The sequence below is a fragment of the Methylococcus capsulatus genome, assembly GCF_036864975.1.
Classification (GTDB): Bacteria; Pseudomonadota; Gammaproteobacteria; order Methylococcales; family Methylococcaceae; genus Methylococcus.
In genome coordinates, this window is the sequence record NZ_CP104311.1 from 1445818 (window position 1) to 1467244 (window position 21427).

Annotated in this window: 22 protein-coding genes; 10 read left to right on the forward strand and 12 right to left on the reverse strand. The window is 63.1% G+C overall.

The features are described 5' to 3' along the window. Window positions 1-22: 22 nt before the first annotated feature. Window positions 23-1642, forward strand: a complete 1620-nt coding sequence (gene mopE / locus N4J17_RS07095; protein ID WP_198323464.1) for a copper-binding surface/secreted protein MopE — start codon at window positions 23-25, stop codon at window positions 1640-1642. 299 nt (window positions 1643-1941) lie between these two features. On the opposite strand, the gene lpxD is transcribed toward mopE, so the two are convergent. The 9 genes from lpxD to N4J17_RS07140 all read right to left on the reverse strand — a co-directional run bounded on the left by lpxD (window position 1942) and on the right by N4J17_RS07140 (window position 10526). Next, window positions 1942-3006 carry a UDP-3-O-(3-hydroxymyristoyl)glucosamine N-acyltransferase gene (gene lpxD, locus N4J17_RS07100; RefSeq protein WP_198323463.1) on the reverse strand — a complete coding sequence of 355 codons (1065 nt, stop codon included), beginning with the start codon at window positions 3004-3006 and terminating at the stop codon, window positions 1942-1944. Between the two features lie 44 nt (window positions 3007-3050). Further along, entirely contained in the window at window positions 3051-3848 is a 798-nt protein-coding gene (trpC, locus tag N4J17_RS07105) for an indole-3-glycerol phosphate synthase TrpC (RefSeq protein WP_198323462.1), read from the reverse strand. After that, a complete protein-coding gene (gene trpD, locus N4J17_RS07110; protein ID WP_198323461.1) occupies window positions 3845-4879 on the reverse strand; it encodes an anthranilate phosphoribosyltransferase in 1035 nt (344 codons plus the stop codon). Before trpD ends, trpC begins: the two co-directional genes overlap by 4 nt. 6 nt (window positions 4880-4885) lie before the next feature. Continuing rightward, entirely contained in the window at window positions 4886-5473 is a 588-nt protein-coding gene (locus tag N4J17_RS07115; RefSeq protein ID WP_198323460.1) for an anthranilate synthase component II, read from the reverse strand. After that, window positions 5470-6957, reverse strand: a complete 1488-nt coding sequence (gene trpE, locus N4J17_RS07120) for an anthranilate synthase component I (protein ID WP_198323459.1) — start codon at window positions 6955-6957, stop codon at window positions 5470-5472. The genes N4J17_RS07115 and trpE overlap by 4 nt, the downstream gene beginning before the upstream one ends. A 116-nt stretch (window positions 6958-7073) precedes the next feature. Then, entirely contained in the window at window positions 7074-7757 is a 684-nt protein-coding gene (locus N4J17_RS07125) for a phosphoglycolate phosphatase (protein WP_198323458.1), read from the reverse strand. After that, entirely contained in the window at window positions 7754-8446 is a 693-nt protein-coding gene (gene rpe, locus N4J17_RS07130) for a ribulose-phosphate 3-epimerase (RefSeq protein WP_198323457.1), read from the reverse strand. The genes N4J17_RS07125 and rpe overlap by 4 nt, the downstream gene beginning before the upstream one ends. Window positions 8447-8847: 401 nt before the next feature. After that, entirely contained in the window at window positions 8848-10035 is a 1188-nt protein-coding gene (locus N4J17_RS07135; protein ID WP_232470570.1) for a transporter, read from the reverse strand. Between the two features lie 20 nt (window positions 10036-10055). Beyond that, the gene (locus N4J17_RS07140) at window positions 10056-10526 is read right to left on the reverse strand and encodes a hypothetical protein (RefSeq protein ID WP_198323456.1); all 471 of its coding nucleotides are present in this window, start codon (window positions 10524-10526) and stop codon (window positions 10056-10058) included. Window positions 10527-10697: 171 nt separating this feature from the next. Here N4J17_RS07140 and polA point away from each other — a divergent pair, with 171 nt between their 5' ends. The 7 genes from polA to N4J17_RS07175 all read left to right on the forward strand — a co-directional run bounded on the left by polA (window position 10698) and on the right by N4J17_RS07175 (window position 17123). Further along, window positions 10698-13418, forward strand: a complete 2721-nt coding sequence (polA, locus tag N4J17_RS07145; protein ID WP_198323455.1) for a DNA polymerase I — start codon at window positions 10698-10700, stop codon at window positions 13416-13418. 1 nt (window position 13419) lies between these two features. After that, window positions 13420-13809 (forward strand): GIY-YIG nuclease family protein, encoded by a 390-nt coding sequence (locus N4J17_RS07150; RefSeq protein ID WP_338457675.1) that lies wholly within the window; start codon window positions 13420-13422, stop codon window positions 13807-13809. Between the two features lie 33 nt (window positions 13810-13842). Further along, window positions 13843-14025 carry a type II toxin-antitoxin system Phd/YefM family antitoxin gene (locus tag N4J17_RS07155; RefSeq protein ID WP_198323453.1) on the forward strand — a complete coding sequence of 61 codons (183 nt, stop codon included), beginning with the start codon at window positions 13843-13845 and terminating at the stop codon, window positions 14023-14025. Between the two features lie 191 nt (window positions 14026-14216). Next, complete coding sequence (locus tag N4J17_RS07160; protein WP_277458172.1) at window positions 14217-14468, forward strand: CcdB family protein; 252 nt, start codon at window positions 14217-14219, stop codon at window positions 14466-14468. A 26-nt stretch (window positions 14469-14494) separates the two neighbouring features. Next, complete coding sequence (locus tag N4J17_RS07165; RefSeq protein WP_198323452.1) at window positions 14495-15355, forward strand: radical SAM protein; 861 nt, start codon at window positions 14495-14497, stop codon at window positions 15353-15355. Window positions 15356-15404: 49 nt separating this feature from the next. Next, window positions 15405-16730, forward strand: a complete 1326-nt coding sequence (locus N4J17_RS07170) for a DUF3422 family protein (protein ID WP_198323451.1) — start codon at window positions 15405-15407, stop codon at window positions 16728-16730. A 60-nt stretch (window positions 16731-16790) separates the two neighbouring features. Further along, the gene (locus tag N4J17_RS07175; RefSeq protein ID WP_277458161.1) at window positions 16791-17123 is read left to right on the forward strand and encodes an MliC family protein; all 333 of its coding nucleotides are present in this window, start codon (window positions 16791-16793) and stop codon (window positions 17121-17123) included. A 35-nt stretch (window positions 17124-17158) separates the two neighbouring features. On the opposite strand, the gene N4J17_RS07180 is transcribed toward N4J17_RS07175, so the two are convergent. Genes N4J17_RS07180 through N4J17_RS07190 form a run of 3 tightly spaced genes read right to left on the reverse strand, consistent with a single transcriptional unit; the run spans window position 17159 to window position 19640 of the window. Continuing rightward, a complete protein-coding gene (locus N4J17_RS07180) occupies window positions 17159-17896 on the reverse strand; it encodes an SDR family oxidoreductase (protein ID WP_198323450.1) in 738 nt (245 codons plus the stop codon). A 2-nt stretch (window positions 17897-17898) separates the two neighbouring features. Continuing rightward, window positions 17899-19200 carry an FAD-binding protein gene (locus tag N4J17_RS07185; protein ID WP_198323449.1) on the reverse strand — a complete coding sequence of 434 codons (1302 nt, stop codon included), beginning with the start codon at window positions 19198-19200 and terminating at the stop codon, window positions 17899-17901. Continuing rightward, window positions 19191-19640: a GtrA family protein gene (locus tag N4J17_RS07190; RefSeq protein ID WP_198323502.1), complete on the reverse strand. Its 450-nt coding sequence runs from the start codon at window positions 19638-19640 to the stop codon at window positions 19191-19193. The genes N4J17_RS07185 and N4J17_RS07190 overlap by 10 nt, the downstream gene beginning before the upstream one ends. Window positions 19641-19788: 148 nt before the next feature. On the opposite strand from N4J17_RS07190, the gene N4J17_RS07195 reads away from it, so the two are divergent. After that, complete coding sequence (locus N4J17_RS07195; protein ID WP_277458162.1) at window positions 19789-20682, forward strand: decaprenyl-phosphate phosphoribosyltransferase; 894 nt, start codon at window positions 19789-19791, stop codon at window positions 20680-20682. Window positions 20683-20686: 4 nt separating this feature from the next. Continuing rightward, window positions 20687-21097, forward strand: a complete 411-nt coding sequence (locus tag N4J17_RS07200; RefSeq protein WP_198323448.1) for a divergent PAP2 family protein — start codon at window positions 20687-20689, stop codon at window positions 21095-21097. Window positions 21098-21427 lie beyond the last annotated feature (330 nt).

The window sequence follows — 21427 nt, forward strand, 5'->3', positions numbered from 1 at the left end:
GCAACACCTTACGAGAGACACCATGAACGAAAAGCATCGTTACTCTTTATTGGCCGCCGGCCTCATCACTGCCATGCCGCAACTGGCCGCCGCCCATGGCGGCACTCACGACGTCACCGCGGTCGCCCACCTGAGCTATTCGGAAGCTTATTCGGAAAAGCTCAAGAAAGGCCAGGAAGTCAGCACCGAGTTGCTGGTACTGGACGGACACTTCGAATTCAATGAACACGTCGGCATGGCCGACATCACCCCGGACACGACCTGGTCGGCTGTCGTGCAGGGCCAGACCCTGGCAACGGGCAGGCTCGGCGATGCCACCAAGAAAAAATTCGGCGCCAAGGGCGGCATGGCGGTGATCAACGTGCCCGGCGGCGGCATCCTGAAATTTACCTGGAACGCCAAGGCCATCATGCTCAAGCTGAAATGGACCGGCGAGCCGGCCCTGGCGCGGCTTTACAAGGACCAGAACACCAGCATCAATCTGCCGCAATTCCCGGTCGACGTCGCGATCGGCAGCCTGCACGGCTACTTCAACGTCCCGGTCACTGGCCAGGCCAAGACCAAGACCAAGAACGGCATCGTGCTGTCCAAGATCGCCTTGAAAGGGAATGCGAACTCTGCGGGTCTCGATATGCTGGACCGGGACGGTGACAGCTATCATGCCGACGTCGATTGCAATGACTTCGACCCCAAGGTTCATCCGGGCGCCACCGAAGCGACGCTGGACGGGGTGGACTCCAACTGCGACGGGCGTGACTCGGGCGTGGCGGAGGTCGTCGAGACCTTCAAGAATCCGGGCACCTATTCCAGTCCGGTCATCAACTTCAAGGTTTCTTCGCCGCCGGGACCGGGGACGCCGGTCTACGGACCGCCGCGTGACTTCTCCGGTTACAACAAGAGCTTCGCGCTGGCGGTCGGCAAGACTTCGTTTTATGACCCGACCACGGGTGTCAAGTGGAACGACGACACCATTACGCCGGTCAGCGACGGCCAGGACATCTGGCGCGGCTGGACCCATACCGGCAAATGGTCCTTCTTCAACGGCAAGGCCGGCGACAAGATCACCCTCAGCGTCCAGCGCGATGCGCAGGAGGCCAGCCTGAGAGGCGCCCATCCGGGTTTCATCCTGTTCTGGCGGCCCGAGGGCGGTCCTCTGTTCTGGGCGGGCACTCAGGACCTCGACGAAGGCCAGACTGCGCTGCCCGCGGACTCCGACGTCGTTATCGGTCACGTGATCGTCCAGCATGCCGACTGGACCGTGCAGGGCCTGCCGGCCAAAGCCGATCACACCGCGCCCGCGGGAGTCGACCCCGAGCTTTATCCCATGAAGCCGGACAGCTACACCATGTACTACGTCGATTCCGGCTACGATGCCGACAAGTACGAGGCATCGAAGAAGCTCATCATGCATCCCACGGCTTTCAAAGGGCTGGCACTGAACGACGGCACCGCTGGTTCCATCAGCAAGTCCATCACCCTCCCCAAGACCGGCTATTATATGCTGTATGTCGGTAACGTCTTGGAAGTGGACGACTGGAGTATGGGCGAGGTCGACGGTAAACCCAAGCTCACCACCACCGGCGAAGTCTGGGAAGTGCCGGCCAAGGGCGCCTGGGTCAACATCACGATCTCCAAGCCATAAAGCCGCGGTTCCCGGCGAAAATGAGCCCTCGCAGCGCCCGCTGCGGGGGCTTTTGCGTTTTTGGGATTGGCCCCGTAGGCTGCATTATTCCAGCCGCCCAAGCGGTGTTTTGAAGTGTGGGAACGGCTCCGCCGCGACGGCAGTGAAGCTGTCCAGCCCTATCGGAACGGCGTCAGCTGCAACGCGGTCGACGTGGTCCAGGTGGGGAGCCATGTACTGCTGTAAGCAGCCTAGCTGGTGCTGGTCCGATTCATGCCCTGATCGGTAGGGAATCCCCGTCGCCTTGCGGCGGGGAGACTTTATTTGGCTGAGCCGAGCTCGGCGACGGCTTTTTCCAGCTTCTTCAGCCGGGTCCAGATTTCGTGCAGGCGCGGCATCACCGCCATGTTCTTGAGGTATTGCTGCAAGGGCTGGGCGGGGCCGCCGGCGTACATGCCCGGCTGCTTGATGCTGGTGTTGAGGCCGGCACGGTGCAGCAGCACGCTGTCGTCGGCGACGGTGATGTGGTCGATGGTGCCGGTCTGGCCGGTGGCGATAACGCGCTTGCCGAAGCGGGTGGAGCCGGACAGCCCGGTGTGGGCACAGAGGATGCAGTCCTCCCCGATCTCGACGTTGTGGCCGAGGTGCACCAGTGCGTCGATGATGGTGCCGCTGCGGACGCGGGTCGCGCCATAGGTGGCGCGGTCGATGGTGGTGTTGGCGCCGATCACCACGTGGTCTTCAATGATGACCTTGCCGGTGTGCGGAATGCGGTAATTGCGGCGCCGGGCATCCTGGGCGAAGCCGAAGCCTTCCGAGCCGATGACGCAGCCGGGTTTGAGGATACAGCAGGCGCCGATCTCGCAGTCGATGCAGACGGTGACGCCGGGATGCAGCACGGTTTCCGCGCCGATCCGGGCGCCGCGCTCGATCACCACGTTGGCCATCAGCACCACGCCGCGGCCCAGTACTACGTCGGCGCCGATCACCACGCCCGGACCGATGATGGCGTCGTCAGGCACTTCCACGCTGTCGTGGATCACGCAAGACGGGTGGATGCGCGGCCATTCGGTGTCGCGCACGTCGCGGTCGGCGTAGACCTGCTTGATCAGCGCGATGGCGAGGCGGACGTTGGGCGCGACCAGCACGGCCAATGCCGGCGATTCGCCGAATTCGGCGGCGAGGGTCGGTGTGGTGAGGACGGCCGCCGGTTTGCGTTGGAGCACGTCGCCCATGTATTTGGGTTTGTCGATGAACACCAGGTCGCCGGGCCCGCAGTCCTCAATCGGCGCGACCTGGGTAATGGTGGCGTCGGGGCCGATGCACTTGGTGATCAGCCCTTCCGGCTGGAAGCGTTTGAGGATTTCCGAAACGGTGACATGCATGGTGAGCCCTCTTCGATGGCCGGAAAGATCGGAGTGAGAGGTGTCTAAGCGAACAGCCGCTGCAGCTCGACGCCGGGCTCGGGCGCGCGCATGAAGGCTTCGCCGACCAGGAAAGCGTGGACCCCTTGACTACGCATCAGGGCGACGTCTGGCGGCGCCAGGATGCCGCTTTCGGTGACCACTGTGCGGTCTTTCGGGATCAGCGGCAGCAGGTCCAGGGTGGTCCGGAGGCTGACGTCGAAGTTGCGCAGGTTACGGTTGTTGATGCCGACCAGCGGGAGTTCCAAAGGCAATGATCGATCCAGTTCGGCGCGGTCGTGCACTTCCACCAGCACGTCCATGCCGAGCGAGGTGGCAAGCTGGGCCAGATCGCGCATCTGCGGATCGTCCAGGGCGGCGGCGATGAGCAGGATGCAGTCCGCGCCGATCGCCCGCCCCTCATACACTTGGTAAGGCTCGATGGTAAAGTCTTTGCGCAGCACCGGCAGCGCGCAGGCGGCGCGGGCCTGCTGCAGGTAGTCCTCACTGCCCTGGAAGAAGTCCCGGTCGGTCAGTACCGACAGGCAGGCCGCGCCACCCTCGGCGTAGCTCCGGGCGATGGCTTGAGGCTGGAAATCTTCCCGCATCACGCCTTTGCTGGGGGAAGCCTTCTTGATTTCGGCGATCACCCCGGCCTGGCCGGCTTCGATCTTGGCCCGGAGCGAGCGGACGAAGCCGCGTGCCGGATCAGCCTGCTCTGCCCGTTCGCGCACCTCGGACAGCGGCAGCGCTTTTGTGCGGTCGGCGATTTCCTCGGCCTTGCGGGCCAGGATCTTTTTCAGGATATCGGGGGTGTCGCTCATGGTGTCGAGACAGTGGCGAATCGGCGGGAAAGGGCGGCCAGCGCTTCGAGCTTGGCACGGGCCGAGCCGTCGGCGATGACGGCTTCGGCGCGGCGGACGCCGGCTTCCAGCGAGTCGGTCAGATCGGCGGCATAGATGGCCGCGCCGGCGTTCAAGGCGACGATATCGCGGGCGGGGCCGGGCACGTTGTCCAGCACGCTCCGCATCATCTTCAGGCTGGCGGCGACGGTGTCGATGGCGAGTTCGCTCAAGGCGGCGCGCTTGAAGCCGAACTGTTCCGGCTGGACGTAATAGTTCGTGATCAGGCCGTTTTTCAGCTCGGCGACATGGGTGGGCGCAGCGATGCTGATCTCGTCCAGGCCGTCCTCGGCATGCACGACCAGGACGTGCGAGCTGCCCAATTGCTGCAGCACCCGCGCCAGACCTTCCACCCACTGGTCGGTGTAGACCCCGACCAGCTGGTTGGGCGCGCCGGCGGGGTTGGTCAGGGGGCCCAGGAGATTGAACAGGGTACGGACGCCGAGTTCCCGGCGCGGCCCGATGGCGTATTTCATCGCGCCGTGGTGGCGCTGGGCGAACAAAAAGCCGACCCCGAGCGTTTCGATGCAGGTCTTGACCTGATCCGGGGTGAGTTCGATGTTGATGCCGGCGGCTTCCAGCACGTCGGCGCTGCCCGAGCGCCCGGACACCGAACGGCTGCCGTGCTTGGCGACCCGTCCGCCAGCCGCCGCTACTACGAAGGCCGCGGTGGTGGAGATGTTGAAGGTCTTGCTGGCATCGCCGCCGGTGCCACAGGTGTCGAGCAGATGGGGGCCCGATACCGGCACTTTGGTCGCCATTTCCCGCAGCACCTGGGCCGCAGCGGCCACTTCGTCGACGGTTTCGCCCTTGCAGCGCAGGGCGATCAGGAAGGCGCCGATCTGGGCCGGCGTGGCGCCGCCGCTCATGATCTTGCGCATGGTCTCGCGCATGGCGCTGGGGCTCAAGTCCTTGCCGGCCAGCAGGGTTTCCAGGATTTCGGGGATTTCCATGGGCTGTTACCGGTGCAGGAAGTTGCGGAGCAGGTCGTGGCCCTGCTCGGTCATGATCGATTCGGGATGGAACTGGACGCCTTCGACATCCAGAGTTTTGTGGCGCACACCCATGATTTCCTCGATGCCGCCGTCATCGTCCTCCGTCCAGGCGGTAACTTCCAGGCAGTCGGGCAGGGTGCTCTGTTCGATCACCAGCGAATGGTAGCGGGTGGCTTGAAACGGGTTGCTCAGACCGCGGAATACGCCGACGTCGCGGTGGCGCACCATCGACACCTTGCCGTGCATGATGCGCTTGGCGTGGACGATGTTGCCGCCGAAGGCATGGCCGATGCTCTGGTGGCCGAGGCAGACCCCGAGGATGGGATAGCGTCCGGCATAGCGGTGGATCGTCTCCACCGAGATGCCGGCTTCCTTCGGCGTGCAGGGGCCAGGCGAAATCACGATCTTGTCCGGGTGTATGCGCTCGATTTCTTCCACCGTGATCTGGTCGTTCCGCACCACCTGGACGTCCGCGCCCAGTTCGGCCAGATACTGCACCAGGTTGTAGGTGAACGAATCATAATTGTCGATCATCAGGACGCGGGTGCTCATAGGTTCTCGCCTCCTTCGAGGCCGGCTTCGGCCATGGCGACTGCCCGGAAAATGGCCCGGCCCTTGTTCATCGTTTCCTCCCATTCACTGCGCGGTACCGAGTCGTAGACGATGCCGGCGCCGGCCTGGATGTGGAGCTGGCCGTCCTTGATGACGGCGGTGCGGATGGCAATCGCCGTGTCCATGTTGCCGGACCAGCCGATATACCCCACCGCGCCGGAATAGACCCCCCGCTTGACCGGCTCCAGCTCGGCGATGATCTCCATGGCCCGGATCTTCGGCGCGCCGCTGACGGTGCCGGCGGGGAAGGTCGCCGCCAGTACGTCGTAGGCGTCCTTGCCGGCCTGGAGTTTACCGGTCACATTGGAAACAATGTGCATGACATGGGAATAGCGCTCGACCACCATCTTCTCGGTGAGCCGCACACTGCCGGTCTCGGAAATCCGGCCGGCGTCATTGCGGCCCAGGTCGATCAGCATCAGATGCTCGGCGAGTTCCTTGGGATCGGCCAGGAGCTCCCGCTCCAGCGCCTGATCCTCTTCCGGGCTGCGGCCCCGGCGGCGGGTGCCGGCGATGGGGCGCACCGTGACCGTGCCGTCCTCCAGTCGCACCAGGATTTCCGGCGAGGAGCCGACCACGTGGAAATCCCCCAGATTGAGCTGGTACATGTAAGGCGAGGGGTTGAGGCAGCGCAGGGCACGGTAGAGGTCCAGGGGCGATGCGGCATAGGGAATGCTCAGCCGCTGCGACAACACCACCTGCATCACGTCGCCCTCGACGATGTACTCCTTGACCCGCCGCACGGCGTCCTCGAAGCCTTCCTGGGTGAAGCCGGAGACGAAATCGGCCTCGTCCACCGTGCGCGGCGGGCGCGGCGGCGCGGGTGGGATCCGGCGGCTGCGCAGTTCACCCACCAGTTCGTCCAGCCGGGCCTGGGCCTTGCCGTAGGCGCCGGCCTCGTTCGGATCGGCGTGGACGATGACCAGCAGCTTGCCGGTGAGGTTGTCGAACACCAGCACTTCTTCCGACACCATCAACAGGATGTCGGGCGAGCCGATAGGGTCCGGTTTGGTTTTGGCCAGGCGCGGCTCGATATAGGCCATGGTTTCGTACCCGAAATAGCCGACCAGGCCGCCGGTGAAGCGGGGTAGGTCTTCGATGTCCGGAACCTTGAAACGGGAGCCGTAAGCTTCGATCCATGCCAGCGGGTTCTCGACCGTCAGGGTTTCGGCGCGAGCGCCATCCTTCAATACGGTGACCTCATGGCCGCGTACTTCGATGCAGGTCCGGCAGGGCAGCCCGATGATGGAATAGCGGCCCCACTGCTCGCCCCCGTGGACCGATTCGAACAGAAAGGAATAGGGCCCGTCAGCGAGCTTGAGATAAGCGCTCAAGGGGGTGTCGAGGTCGGCAAGCACACGCCGCGCCAGCGGGACGCGGTTGTAGCCTTGCGCAGCATAAGCCTGGAATTGTTCGGGGGTCATGAGAACTCCGGTGTTCGATACGAAACGATGTACGGCACGGCGGCAGTGACGATCAAACGTCTGTGCTCAGTCCGCGCCGCGCCATCGTTCTTGGTGATCGAATCCGAATAAGGCCGTCATGTCGCTCGGTTCAAAAGGGCGGGAAGCTCGCCGATGGAGTTCAGGATGCCGTCCGCCCCCAGTTGTTCCGGCGTGGCGACTTCCCCCCGGTAGCCGTAAGGGACGCACAGTATCGCATAACCTGCGGCGCGGGCGGCCCGCACGTCGTTACTGGAATCACCCACCATCAGGCAGCGCTCGGGGCGGACCCCGAACCGCTCCGCCGTTTTCAGCAGCGGCAGCGGGTCCGGCTTGATACGCTCGAACAGGTCCCCCGAACCGATGAAGTCGAGGTACTCGGTCACCCCGAGCCGTTCCAGCAGCGGTTCGGCGAAGCGGGCCAGCTTGTTGGTGATGACCGCCGTGGCATAGTCTGCGGCCTTCAGGTCGCGGAGGCCTTCCAGCACGCCCGGAAACAGGCCGCCCCGTTCGCACAGATGCGCCTCGTGAAATTCCAGGAACAGGCGCATGCCTTCCCGGAAATCCTCGGGTTCCGATTCCGGCCACATCTCTCCCGTCATGGCCCGCTTGATCAGCATGTCCGCACCGTTGCCGATCCAGCCCCGCGCCCGCTCCAGTCCGACCGGGGCACGGCCCAGCGACTCCAGCATGGCGTCCACCGCCCAGGCCAGGTCGGGCGCGCTGTCGACCAGGGTGCCGTCGAGGTCGAAGGCGACCAGCTCGGGTCGGAATCCGATCATGCGCGGGCCTGGGCCAGTTCGTCGCGCAGGGCGCGGATGATGGAGTCGTAACGGTTCGGGTCTTCAGGTTTACCCGCACCGAATACCGCCGAACCGGCCACGAAGGTGTCGCAGCCCGCCGCGGCGATCTCGCGGATGTTCTTGGCGTTGACGCCGCCGTCGATCTCCAGGCGGATGTTGCGGCCGCTGGCGTCGATGCGGCGGCGGCATTCGCGGACTTTATCCAGCACGTAGGGGATGAAGGATTGGCCGCCGAACCCGGGGTTGACCGACATCAGCAGGATCATATCCAGCTTATCCATGACATGGTCCAGATAATTGAGCGGCGTCGCCGGGTTGAACACGAGTCCGGTCTTGCAGCCTGAGTCCTTGACGAGCTGCAGGCTGCGGTCGATGTGCTCGGAGGCTTCCGGATGGAAAGTGATGTAGCTGGCCCCGGCTTTGGCGAAATCGGGAATGATGCGGTCCACCGGCTTGACCATCAGGTGGACATCAATCGGCGCGGTCACACCGTGCTTGCGCAGTGCCTCGCACACCAGCGGTCCGATGGTCAGGTTCGGGACGTAGTGGTTGTCCATCACGTCGAAATGGACGATGTCGGCGCCCGACTTGAGGACGTTGTCCACTTCCTCGCCGAGGCGGGCGAAGTCGGCGGAGAGAATCGAGGGGGCGATCCAGAATTCGTTCATGGTTATGGTTTTCCTAGGGACTCAACAAAAGCGCAGGCCGTGGGGCGCCCCGGTCTGCACGAAGGGTTCACCGCTTTGCTGCGATCTGACCGGCTATTCTGTCATTTCGACCCGAGTCGGGGCAAGGCGCGCGTTGGTCCCGCCGGTCGGCCTCGGCGCCGGGTTTCACAATGCGACGTCGACACCGACCGTGCAGAGCAGGCCGGGAATCCAGCGAGTAGTGCCGATGTTGTATTTTTTGACCGGCAGGGTCCGGTCGAAGTTCGCCGCGCTGGAGGGCTGGCTGCCGGAATTGAACGCCGTGCTGCCCCGCCATTCTGTCCAATACAGAGGCCGCGATGCAGGAGACTGACAGCAGGGCGAGAGCGGGTCGAAACGGCGGCGTGGCCCGGCTTTAGGCGTCAGAAGGCGAGGGCGAGTCCTATCGAGCTGATCAGGGAAGGGGAGTTCCGCGTGGTGCCGGCGGCACTCTGCGCCCACATCGCACAACGGCTGTTGACCGTCCAGATCAGGCCGGCACCGACGGCATCCTGGGTCAGATCGTCGGCCACGGGAGCCTGGACGTCGGGGAGCCGCGGCAGGGTCATGGCATTGTAGTAGCCATGGATGAAGGCGGCGAAATCCTTGTCGAAGAGGTCACGCTGCAAGGCCCACTGGAATACGAATTCCCATTCGTTCTGCCCCGGTGTTTGTTGGGTGCGCGTCACACCCAGGTTGTATTCGAGGTCGATGTCGAACGGCAGCGACTGGTCGAAATTGAAGCTGATCGAAGGCTGGGTGCCCGAATCGAAAGGTGCAGAGCCCAGCCACTGGGTCTGGAGGTAGGCTTCGACCCCCAGAGCCGGCAGGAAATACTCCGGCTTTTCCAGCCAGACATTGATCTTGGTGTCGAAAGCGATGGGTGCAAAGCCCCAGGCGGCATTACTGCCGCCCTGCCAGGCGACGCCATTGCCGAACAGACGCAGCTCGATGTCGTCGGTCAGGCCGTAGCGCAGCAGGAATTCTGTGTTGTACTGCGCCGGGCTCGACTGGGAAGTGCCGTAATAGGTGAACGGCACGAATTCCACATAGGCGCGCCCGGCCGGAAGGGTGAATGCGCTGTTGGGGAAGTTGGCCAAGTCCGGGCCGGGGTTGCCAATGTCGGCTTGCGAGCGCCATTTCTCGACGTTTTCGGGCAACCGGGCGCGGGAGCGGTTGTAGCGGCCTTTGAAAAACGCTTCGGTTACTACTTCAGCGCGTTGGCTGCCGTAAGTCTCGAAGGGTTCGTAAGAGGGAGGGTGGGCAAAAGCCGCTGGCGCTTCGGCATCGGCAGGAGCGGTATTCCCTTGCCGTGTTTTCGTTCCCGGGTCGGCGTTTCGCAGGTGGGCTTCCATCACCGCCACGCGTTGCTTGGCGAAGGCACGGAATGCCTGCCACGAAGGCGCGAAGGTCGGATCGGCAGCGGACCCGGTCACTGTCTTGGCCCCGGGGGCTGCCGTGGCCACGGTCACCGCGCCGGTCTGCGCTTTGGGAGGCGGGTTTCCGGAAGCGACACATCCCGCTGCCAGAGTGGCGGTCAACGCGAGTCCGGCGGCTCCGATGGACGACATCAGATGGTTCCGCACGAGGTTTACTTGATCAGGGGAATGCGTTCGGCGATTTCGGCATTGACCGCCGCCTGGATCTTGGCTTCAATCTGGTAATAACGGGCTGCCTTCTTGTCCGAGATCGCTGTTGCAAATTTCGGGAAAAACGCTCTTAGCAGGCGGTAACGGTCTTCTTCGAGGCTGATGTGCCCCAACACGATTGTTTTCGCAAGTTCATCCGTCATCGAGTCGAAGTTGCTGCCCAGTTCGACGTAATAGGCCTCCCGCTGTGCCGTCAGTGCCGAGAGTTCTTTCCAGTATTGGTCATAGATGGGCCAAAACCGGGCGGCCTCCTCGGGTGTCAGTGGCAGATTGGTTTCGATCAGGCGCCGCCGCGACCGGGCATAGTCTTCGTCCGTGCCGTTCGGCACGAGCATTTTTTTGTCCTCGGAAGCATGACCGGGCGGAAGGATGCCGCATACGACCAGAGCGAGGATGATGCCGATACGGGACATGGGTACTCCTGAAGATGGATGTCGGGGAATGCGGCAGGGGTTGGCTAGAGCGCTGATTGACGTCGGCCCAGTGTAGCACCGGCCGATCGCGGATGACGTGTCAATGTGGCTTCGAGGCTTCGCCTGCCGGCTAAGATCGTATATCTTGAGGCTCTGCGACTTCCCTCGAGCATGCCCGTGTCCGACACCTCTCCGCTCCTCGTCCTCGTCGACGGCTCCTCCTTTCTGTACCGCGCCTTCTTCGCCCTGCCGCCTTTGACCAACTCCCGCGGCGAGCCGACCGGGGCCGTCTACGGCGTCATCAACATGCTGCGCAAACTGCTGCAGTCCTACGACGGCGCCCACATTGCCGTGGTGTTCGACGCCCCCGGCCGCAATTTCCGCGACGAACTGTTCGAGCATTACAAGGCGCACCGCCCGCCCATGCCCGACGACCTGAGGAGCCAAATCGAGCCGCTGCACCAGGCGGTGCGGGCGATGGGCCTGCCGATGCTGATCGAGCCGGGGGTGGAGGCGGACGATGTCATCGGCACCCTGGCGAGGCAGGCGGTGGAGCGGGGCTTCCGGGTGGTGATTTCCACCGGCGACAAGGACATGGCGCAACTGGTGTGTGACCGGGTGACCCTGGAAAACACCATGTTCGATAGCCGGCTCGACGTCAAGGGCGTGATCGCCAAGTTCGGCGTCCCGCCCGAGCGCATAGTCGATTATCTCGCCCTGGTCGGAGACACTTCGGACAACATTCCCGGCGTGCCCAAGGTCGGGCCCAAGACCGCCGCGAAATGGCTGGCCGAATACGGTTCGCTCGATGCACTGATCGCGCGGGCCGGAGAAATCGGCGGCAAGATCGGCGAGAACCTCCGCGCCAGCCTGGAGCTGATCCCGCTCTCGCGCGAACTGGCCACCATCCGTTGCGATATCCCGCTGCCGCTGGCGCCGGAATCCCTGGAGCGGCGGCCGCCGGACAAGGCCGCTTTGCGCGAGCTGTATACCCGGCTGGAATTCAAGACCTTGCTCCGGCAACTGGATGCCGAAGCGGACGATCTGAAGGCCGCTCCTGCCGTCGCCGCGGCGCCGAAAGTCCAAACACGCTACCAGGCGGTCATGGACTCGGTCGCATTGGACCGCTGGCTGGAGAAACTCGAAGCGGCCGAGCTGTTCGCCTTCGATACCGAGACCAGCAGCCTGGACTACATGCGCGCCGAGGTCGTCGGTCTGTCCTTTGCGGTCGAGCCGGGCGAAGCGGCCTACGTGCCGCTGGCGCACGACTACCCCGGCGCACCCCCCCAGCTCGACCGGGCCACGGTACTGGAGCGCCTGCGGCCGCTGTTGGAGGACCCGGGCAAGGCCAAACTGGGTCAACACCTCAAGTACGATGCCAACGTGTTGCTCAATCATGGCATCATGCTGCGCGGCATTCGCCACGACACCATGCTCGAGTCCTACGTGCTGAACAGCACAGCCACCCGGCACGACATGGACTCGCTGGCCGAGCGCTATCTGGACCGCAAGACCCTCCATTACGAGGATGTCGCCGGCAAGGGTGCCAAGCAGATCCCGTTCGCCCAAGTTTCGGTCGAGGATGCTTGCCGCTATGCCGCCGAGGATGCCGACATCACGCTATGCCTGCATCAGGTGCTGTGGCCCCAGCTCAAAAGCATACCTTCGTTGCGGGCGGTGTACGAAACCATCGAGATTCCGCTGGTGCCGGTGCTGTCGCGCATCGAGCGCGCCGGCGTGCTGGTGGACGTGTACAAGCTGGCGGAACAGAGCCGCGAGCTGGAACTGCGCATGGCGGAGGTCGAGGCCGAGGCCCGGGCCGTGGCCGGTGAGACCTTCAATCTCGGCTCGCCCAAGCAGATCCAGACCATCCTGTACGACAAGCTGGGACTGCCGGTCATCAAGAAGACGCCGACCGGCCAGCCTTCCACCGACGAGTCGGTGCTGCAGGATCTGGCCGAGACCTTCGAGCTGCCGCGGTTGATCCTGGAATACCGCTCGCTGTCCAAGCTCAAGTCCACTTACACCGACAAGCTGCCGCAGCAGGTGAACCCCGTTAGTGGCCGGGTCCACACTTCCTATCACCAGGCGGTGGCGGCGACCGGGCGGCTGTCTTCGTCCGATCCCAATCTGCAGAACATCCCGGTGCGGACCGAGGAAGGCCGCCGCATCCGCCAGGCCTTCATCGCGCCACCCGGCCACAAGCTGCTGGCGGCGGACTACTCGCAGATCGAGCTGCGGATCATGGCGCATCTGTCGGGCGATGCGAACCTGCTCGCCGCCTTCGCCGAGGATGCCGACGTCCACCGTGCCACCGCCGCCGAGGTGTTCGGCGTGCCGCTGGAAGAGGTGACGAGCAACCAGCGTCGTTCCGCCAAGGCCATCAACTTCGGGCTGATCTATGGCATGTCCGCCTTCGGACTGGCCAAGCAGCTCGGCATCCAGCAGAAGCTGGCGCAAGGCTACATCGACCTATACTTCGCCCGCTATCCCGGCGTGCGCGCCTACATGGACCGTACCCGCGAATCCGCGCGCGAGTTGGGCTATGTCGAAACCCTGTTCGGCCGCCGCCTCCACGTGCCGGACATCCAGTCCCGTAACGGCCAGCGCCGCCAGTATGCGGAGCGTACGGCGATCAACGCGCCCATGCAGGGAACGGCCGCCGACATCATCAAGCGCGCGATGATCGCCGTGGACGCCTGGATCGAAGCCAGCCGGGCTCCGCTGCGGATGATCATGCAGGTGCATGACGAGCTGGTGTTCGAGGTGGCCGAGGATTTCGTGCCCGAAGCCACCGCCACCGTGCGTGAGCACATGAGCCGCGCCGCCGAACTCGCGGTGCCGCTGGTGGTCGACATCGGCACCGGCGACAACTGGGATGAGGCCCATTGACATGCAAGCGGCGACGGTCTACCAGCTCGACATCGTGCTGACGGCCGATGCGCGGATCATCGTCGGCCGGCTGGGCGAATTCCTGTTTCCGGCCGGCCGCTACGTCTATACCGGCAGCGCCTGCCGCAACCTGGCGGCGCGCATTGATCGTCACTTGAGCCGGGACAAGAAACTGCGCTGGCATATCGACTACCTGCTGGAGGTCGAATCTGCCGAAGTGGTGGGCGTTCGTTTGTTCGAGGACGGCGAATGCGTGGTGAACCAGACGACCGAAGGCATCGTCGTCGCGCCGGGTTTCGGCGCCAGCGACTGCAGCAGCGGCTGTGGCAGCCATCTCAAATATTGCGGCAGAAGCGAGTGCTTGGCGGTTTCCGCGAATGTACACTTATAATGATGCCATTTTGTACCTCTGGAGGAGGTTGCCGTGAAACAAGCCACGTTAACCGAGGTTCGCAATCATGCCAAGCAGTATTTCGACCTCGTTGAGGCGGGAGAATCGGTACAGGTCTTGCGTAACGGCAATCCTATCGCCTACATCGTGCCGGTGATGGCCGAACTTCCGTCGTGGAAACGCCGCAGCGTGCGGCCTCTAGCGATTTTTGCGTGATCTGGTGCGTGCCGAACGGGAGCGTCGCTGGTAAAGTGGGCAAGCCGGGTTTGTCGCAGCCTACAGACTATAACCGTTTGGTGGAGCAGGAAGGATTGCCGCTGGAACCGTGGCGGATGTTCTGAAATGGCGCGTTTTGACGTTTATCGCAACAGCGGTTCGCAACCCGCCGATGTGCCCATTTGCTCGATGTGCAAACCGAGGTGTTGAGCGGGCCGGACACTCACGTCGTGGTTCCGTTGCGCCGACGCAGCCGTTTTCCGGCATCCATCGTTCCGGCCAATCTGATCCCGATAGTGACGGTCGAGGGCGACCAATGCATTCTGGAAACGCCCAAGCCCGCCACCGTCCCCGTGCGAATCCTGAAAGTGACGGTGACGTCGCTATCCGCCTGCCGCATGGAAATTACCCAGGCGGTGGAATTTTTGTTTCAAGGGTTCTGACCGGAACCAGCCGGGTATCTTCGAGCGTGTCCGCATCCCATCGACTTTCCGTCTCCGATCACAGCCGCGACAGCGCCGGCCTGCGCTATGTCTATCCGGTCTTGTCCCGGCGATCCGGTGGTCTGTCGCTCGGCATCAATCTCAACCCGAACAATGCCTGCAATTGGCGCTGCATCTACTGCCAAGTACCCGGCCTGCGCCGTGGCGGTGCGCCGGCCGTCGATGTCGCTCTGCTCGCAGGAGAGCTGGAGGGTTTTCTGGCCGATGTGCTCGAAGGGGATTTTTTCGAGCGTTACGGCGTACCGGACGACCAACGGCGGATTCGTGACATCGCCATTTCCGGCAACGGCGAGCCGACCGGTGCGGTGGAGTTCGAGCAGGTCATCGAAGCGATCGGAAGAGTGGCAGGGCGGTTCGGTCTGCCCGGACGGACCGGGTTCGTTCTCATCACCAACGGCAGTGGCATCGAGCGCTTGCCCGTCCAGCAGGGCCTGAAGCAATGGGCGGCCCTGGGCGGCGAAGTCTGGTTCAAGCTGGACAGCGCCACCGCGGAGGGCATCCGCCGGATCAACAATGCCCATCTCAAGCCGCAAACCGTCAGGCGCCGTATCGAGGCCTGCGCGAAGCTTTGCCCGACTTGGCTCCAGACCTGCATGTTTGCGATGGACGGTGCGCCGCCTTCCGGTCCCGAACAAGAGGCCTATCTGGCCTTCCTGTCCGCTCTGGTTTGCGATGAGATCCCTGTGCATGGCGTCTTGCTGTACGGCCTGGCGCGGCCCTCCTTGCAGCCGGAATCGGTGCGGCTGGCGCGATTGCCGGCGGAGGCGTTGGAAGCATTCGGCGCTGCAATCCGGGAACGCGGGCTGGCGGTCAGGGTCACTCCCTGATGCCGGCTCGACCGCGGAATTCGAACAACACAATCAAGAATTGAGGCTTATGCTACCGACTCACAGTCATGCGGACCGCCGGGAGCTGAACGACGAAGTTCACGCGCGGGCTTACGAAAATCTGTTCGCTCCGGAACAGGTGTCGCAGCTGATCATGCTGGTGACGCCCGAAGACCGGGCCAACGAGCATGCGCATATCGCAAGACTCTGCCGCGCCTGGAGGATTGCCGCGCCGGAGTCGGGGGGACGGATCTATTTCGACAACGGCGAGGTGCGGGTCCAGATCGAACGTCACCAGGAATTCACCCGCTATTGGTTCGGCCGGCGCGTCGTCTGTGGTGAGGGTGGCCGGACGGAAGGCATCGGTGCGTTCGAGAACGCTCTGTGCAACGCCTTGCCGCACGACTGGCTCAACCAATTGCCGGGCACTTTGCTGGTCGCGGCGCATGTCGAACTGATACCCAAGGAAGAGGAAAGCCGTTTCCGGACCGAAGAGGACTTGAGCCGCGTTTTCGAGGGAAACCGGGTGATCGCGGCCAAAATCGCCGGGGGCGCCGGCCGTGCCTATACCGATTTCCGCATCCATGCGGACGGCTACAGTCGCTTCCTGGTCGTCGACGAGTCGCTTTCGCCGGGGCAGGCGGGCCGGACCGTGCAGCGCCTGCTGGAGATCGAGACCTATCGGATGCTCGCGCTCATGGCGTTTCCGGAAGCGCGCAAGCTGATTCCGCAACTGCGCACCGCCGACCGTGACCTCCTGCATCTCACCGCGGGGCTGGCGCGGGGCGGCGGCGAGACCGACGAAGCAATCCAGGCCGAATTGACCGAACTGGCCGCGAAAGTCGAGAACCTGCTATCGGCGAGCTATTCGAGATTCGACGCCTCCCGTGCCTATCACGCGATCGTCAATACCCGGCTCGAGCAACTGCGCGAAGAACGCATCCCCGGCTTCCCGACCTTCACCGAATACCTGACGCGGCGTCTATCGCCCGCCATGCAGACCTGCAACGCGGTCGCTCACGGCCTGGAGCAGCTTTCCCGCCGCATCGCCAATGCCAACCAGTTGCTGACCACCCGCATCGACGTCAAGCTGGCCCAGCAGAACCAATCCCTGCTGCAGTCCATGAACCGCCGCGCCAAGCTGCAACTGCGCCTGCAGCAGACCGTCGAAGGGCTGTCGGCGGTCGCTATCACCTACTACGGCGTGTCGCTGGCCAACGAACTGTTCAAGGGCTTGAAAGCCGCCGGCCTCTATTTCGTGAACGTGGAATTCATGACCGGCCTCAGTGTGCCCTGGGTCGGCTACATGGTCTACCGCGGCCTGTGCCGCTTCAGGGAGACGATCGAGCAGGACGACTTACCGGAGCAGAAATGAGTGCTTGCGGGTGGGGTTTCACGGCCCCAGGACTTGATAAGGAAAGGAGGAAACGTTTTCGTGAATTCCAGAGATATTATGCGCTGGGTAGTCGGTGCGGCGATCGGCGTTCTGGTTTCCGGTTGCGTTGGCATGGAGCAGTACGAAATACGGTCCGACCGTTATGTCCGTTGTTACTGCGACGGCGGCCGGAAGTTCCGGGTGTGGTTTCAGCAGGACCGCGCCACGGCGGTCGTGGACCTGGGCGATAGATCGGTTTCGCTACCCAAGGTTACCGCGTCTGAAAGCGGAGACTATTACTCCGACGGTGTCACCGGCCTGTCGGTCAAGGACGATATCTCCGTGGTGGAGGAAAACGGGACCGTGACTTACAGTGCTTGCCTTTCCGGGTAAGCGCAGCGCTCCAACGGCATGTTCCGCCGTCGGGATCAAAGTTTCAGGCGCTTGAAGACTCCCTCCGGGATGTGTTTGATCGCCAGCATGACGAACGCCCAGAACCCCGGCAGGTAAACCGAATCGCTGCCCTTGTCGATGGCCCTTTCGATGCCTGCTGCGATCTGGTCTGGCTGCGCCCACAGCATGCCCTTGTCGAAGGCCGCGGTCATCGGCGTGTCGACGAAACCGGGTTTGATGGTGAGGACGTGTACGCCGCTGCGGAACAGCCGGTTGCGCAGCCCCTGGCAGAACACCGTGACCATGGCCTTGGCCGCGCCGTACACGTAATTGCTCTGCCTGCCGCGGTCGCCCGCGGGCGAACTGATGACGGCCAGTGTTCCGCTCCCCTGGTTCTCCATCCGGTTGGCGAGATGGGTCAGCAGGGAAACCGTGCCGATGGCATTGACGTTGAGTTCCCGCAGCGCCGCCTCGAAACTTTGCTCGCAAGCCCGCTGGTCGGGCAGGGTGCCGTGGGCGATCAGGGCCACGTCGATGCCGCCGAGGGTCTCGTATGCCTGGTCGAGCAAGGCGGGATGGGTGGCGAAGTCTTCCGCCTGAAAGCATGCCCAGCCCACCGGCCCGGCGCCCCGGATGCGCAGGTCCTGGGCCAGCGCATCCAGCCTGTCCGGATCGCGGCCCAGCAGGTAGAGCCGGTCGCCGCGCCGGGCGAAGCGCCGTGCGGTGGCTTGGGCGATGGCGGAAGTGGCGCCGACGATCAATATTTTTTGCATGCTCAAAGTCCCAAACGTTCCGATTGCAACGAGCGGAACACTGCGTCCGCTCCGTATTTCCGGCGCACGTCCTGGAATTCCTCCCAACCCGGATAACCGGCGCGGAAGGTGGCTCCGCTCATGCGCGCGTCCTTGGTCAGGTACAAGCGCCCGCCGTGCTCCAGAACGACGCGGTCCAGTTCCTCGAGAAACGGCAACAGGCCCGGCTCCAACTTGAAATCCAGGGCCAGGGTGTAGCCTTCCATGGGAAAGGACAGAGGATTGTCGTTGGCCGGGCCGAAGGCCTTCAGCACCGCCAGGAACGAGCCTCTCCTGGAAGCCGCGATCCGCCGCAGGACCGCCGTGATGCCAGCCGCCCCCGACGCCTTCGGGATCACGAACTGGTACTGGGTGAAACCCGACTTGCCGTAAATCCGGTTCCAGTGGCCTATGCCGTCCAGCGGATAGAAGAACGGCTCGAAATGCACGATGCGCTCGCGCCGCGCCGTTCTCACCCGGTGGTAATACAGCGCATTGAACGCGGCCACGCTGTAGCGGTTCAAAACAAAGCCCGGTACATCGACGGGAACCGAAAGCGGCTTTTTTACGGTCCCCTGCAGGCGGCCGTCGTCGATGAAATCGCCGGTCATGAGGAGCGAGCGGCCCAGCCTCGGACCGGTGGCGAGGCAGTCGATCCAAGCGACCGAGTAGGGGGCGCCGGCATGCTCGGAAAACAGGGATAAGGCGTGATCGAGATTTTCGGCCTTGAAGGTGGTTTCCCGCAGATAGGCGCTCTCGATGGACTTGAGCCGGAGCGAGGCTTCCAGGATGAAACCGGTCAGACCCATGCCGCCGCAGGTGGCCCGGAACAGATCCGCATGCTGCGTCCTCGAGCACTCGACCACCCGGCCGTCGGCCAGCATGAGCGAAAAGCGCTCCACATGCCGGCTGAAACAGCCTTCGAGGTGATGGCTCTTGCCATGCACGTCACTGGCGATGGCCCCGCCGACGGTGATCAGCCGGGTACCGGGCGTTGCGTGCGGAAACCAGCCGCGCGGCACGAACACCTCGAGGATGTCCGCCAGCAGCACGCCGGCTTCGCACCGCAGCACCCCGGCTTCCGCATCGAATGCCAGGAACCGGTCCAGCCGGCGGCTGCTCAACACCTGCGGCGCCAGGGCGCTGTCCCCGTAGCTGCGCCCGTTGCCACGCGGGATGCCGCGGAATCGAGCGCGCGGAAACCGCGACCGAAGGTCCGGGATCGAGTAAGGCGCGAACACTTCGGCCTCGACGACGGGTTTCCGTCCCCATCCCGTCAGCCGCATTTAGCCCCCTGCCGGAACACGAAACGTTTGTCCATGTGGTATTTCATCCAATAGCCCAGGGCGAGGCCGATGACCCCGCCTGCGTAGCGCAGCGTCCTGGTTTGGAACAGGTAATCGAACCCAAACTCGAATCCCCAGAAAACCCCGGTCGTCACCAGCCCCATCAGCGTATACAAGGCAAAGGTGCGGCTGTCGTGCCCCAGTCCCTTCACCTTGAAACGGAAGATGTATTTCTTGTCGAGCACGTATTTGACCACCAATCCGACCGCCGTACCCACCCATACGGAGGCCGTCACACTATGAATACCCAGACCCGCAAAGCAGTGAAGCTGGCCCGGATCGCAGAAGAGCCGATAGAGCCGTTCGGCGGCATCCTGGCTGCCGATATTGGCCGCGGTGGCGATGAGCGCGAAAAGTGAATACCATAGCGCCGTCTTCATACCCTTCATCCAATTTCCTATTCCTGTATATGCCAGTTACTCGAAGCGCAGTATGCAACCGAAACCATAAAGCTTTTGACCCCCTCTCCCTCTGGGAGAGGGTTGGGGTGAGGGAGGGTTCTTCAGGTGTCCGTCAAGGGGAAGGGCTGTGACGACCTCCAATTCTGCCACGGTGTGCAACACGGGTAAATCCAGTCTCGTCGGGCTGCTCATGCTGCTGCGGTCCCGCCAGTGGGTCAAGAACGCCTTCGTTCTGGCCCCCCTGATATTTTCCGGCGAGTTTCTAAACCCGTCCGCCATCGGTCAGTCGCTGCTCGCTGCATTGCTGTTCAGCCTCGCCGCTTCGGCCACCTATATCGTCAATGACCTCCACGACATCGAGCGTGACCGCCGGCATCCCACCAAATCCAGGACCCGCCCCCTGGCCGCGGGCATCGTTTCGCCGCCTCAGGCGGGGCTGCTGCTCGCCGGTCTCTACAGTACGCTGATCTGGGCGTATTTCGTGGCGCCAGGCGTGGTGCAGGTCATCGCGGCGTATCTCGCGCTGAATCTTCTTTACACGCTCGTGCTCAAGCATCAGCCGGTGATCGACATTTTCACGATTGCCATCGGCTTTGTGCTGCGCGTCTATGCCGGCGCCCAGGCCCTCGCCGTTCCGGTTTCCCCCTGGATGTTCGTCACGACCCTGTGTCTGGCCCTCTATCTCGCTGCCGTCAAACGGAGGCAGGAGCTCGCCTTCAGCGGCACGGAAGGGCGCAGAGTGCTTGAGCGCTATAGCGTGGCGCTGGTGGACCGTTACGCCGAAATGGCGGCGACCGGCGCACTCGTGTTCTACAGTTTGTTCGTGATATCGGCCAAGCCCGGGATGGTGGTCACCATACCTTTCGTGCTGTTCGGGTTGTTCCGCTACTGGTATGTGATCGAAGTGCTGGACGGAGGAGAGTCCCCCACGGACGCCCTGCTCAGCGACTGGCAGCTCGCTCTGACGGTGGTGCTCTGGATCGGCGCTTGTATCTGGGCGCTTTGGCCGACAATTGTATGATTCTATGGACGTCGCCTACGCTATCACCCCTTTTCTGGCTTGGCTCACCGCCGGAACCTTGAAATTCATCATCAACAGTTGCCGCGCCCGCCGTCTGGCATTCAGTCAGATCGGTTACGGCGGCCTGCCCAGCAATCACAGCGCCATAGTCAGCAGCACGGCCGCGCTCATAGCTTTTCGAGAAGGTATGAGCCATCCAGCCTTTGGGGCCGCAGTCACTATCGCTTTCGTCGTAATCATGGATGCCAACAATTTGCGTCGCCAAGTCGGCAAACATGCAACGGTAATTAACCGTCTCGTGGGATTTGATAAAGACACCGACTTGCTGCGAGAGCGGATGGGACATACGACATTTGAGATCATTACAGGGATTTTGGTTGGAATAATGGTCGCCTGGGCAAGCTTCTATCTGTAAATTGCATCAAGAACTCAATGGAGTTGTTTCGTAACCGTTCACACCCCCACTTTTTTGCTGGGATCGCGGCTATCTTGGCCGCTTTATCAGCAAGTGGGACGCCCGCATTCCCAGGGGAATAAACGATTACCCAGGGGACTCGGAGCCGCAGTGGGCGGCGATTAGCTCCATTGCCAGCAAGATCGGCTGCACTGAAGAGACATTGCGGAGGTGGGTGCGCCAAGCTGAACGGGATCGGGGCGAACGGGAGGATCTCTCCACAATTCGTTCGGTATTGCGCTTTAGTTTAGAGCCCGCCGAGCCTTTATGATCAGTTGCCTTTAATTTGGA

Bases quoted from the DNA above. Each gene is read 5' to 3' on its own strand.
- mopE (WP_198323464.1), top strand. From the start codon at position 23: ATGAACGAAAAGCATCGTTACTCTTTATTGGCCGCCGGCCTCATCACT.
- lpxD (WP_198323463.1), bottom strand. From the start codon at position 3,006: ATGCATGTCACCGTTTCGGAAATCCTCAAACGCTTCCAGCCGGAAGGG.
- trpC (WP_198323462.1), bottom strand. From the start codon at position 3,848: ATGAGCGACACCCCCGATATCCTGAAAAAGATCCTGGCCCGCAAGGCC.
- trpD (WP_198323461.1), bottom strand. From the start codon at position 4,879: ATGGAAATCCCCGAAATCCTGGAAACCCTGCTGGCCGGCAAGGACTTG.
- N4J17_RS07115 (WP_198323460.1), bottom strand. From the start codon at position 5,473: ATGAGCACCCGCGTCCTGATGATCGACAATTATGATTCGTTCACCTAC.
- trpE (WP_198323459.1), bottom strand. From the start codon at position 6,957: ATGACCCCCGAACAATTCCAGGCTTATGCTGCGCAAGGCTACAACCGC.
- N4J17_RS07125 (WP_198323458.1), bottom strand. From the start codon at position 7,757: ATGATCGGATTCCGACCCGAGCTGGTCGCCTTCGACCTCGACGGCACC.
- rpe (WP_198323457.1), bottom strand. From the start codon at position 8,446: ATGAACGAATTCTGGATCGCCCCCTCGATTCTCTCCGCCGACTTCGCC.
- N4J17_RS07135 (WP_232470570.1), bottom strand. From the start codon at position 10,035: ATGTCGTCCATCGGAGCCGCCGGACTCGCGTTGACCGCCACTCTGGCA.
- N4J17_RS07140 (WP_198323456.1), bottom strand. From the start codon at position 10,526: ATGTCCCGTATCGGCATCATCCTCGCTCTGGTCGTATGCGGCATCCTT.
- polA (WP_198323455.1), top strand. From the start codon at position 10,698: ATGCCCGTGTCCGACACCTCTCCGCTCCTCGTCCTCGTCGACGGCTCC.
- N4J17_RS07150 (WP_338457675.1), top strand. From the start codon at position 13,420: ATGCAAGCGGCGACGGTCTACCAGCTCGACATCGTGCTGACGGCCGAT.
- N4J17_RS07170 (WP_198323451.1), top strand. From the start codon at position 15,405: ATGCTACCGACTCACAGTCATGCGGACCGCCGGGAGCTGAACGACGAA.
- N4J17_RS07180 (WP_198323450.1), bottom strand. From the start codon at position 17,896: ATGCAAAAAATATTGATCGTCGGCGCCACTTCCGCCATCGCCCAAGCC.
- N4J17_RS07185 (WP_198323449.1), bottom strand. From the start codon at position 19,200: ATGCGGCTGACGGGATGGGGACGGAAACCCGTCGTCGAGGCCGAAGTG.
- N4J17_RS07190 (WP_198323502.1), bottom strand. From the start codon at position 19,640: ATGAAGACGGCGCTATGGTATTCACTTTTCGCGCTCATCGCCACCGCG.
- N4J17_RS07200 (WP_198323448.1), top strand. From the start codon at position 20,687: ATGGACGTCGCCTACGCTATCACCCCTTTTCTGGCTTGGCTCACCGCC.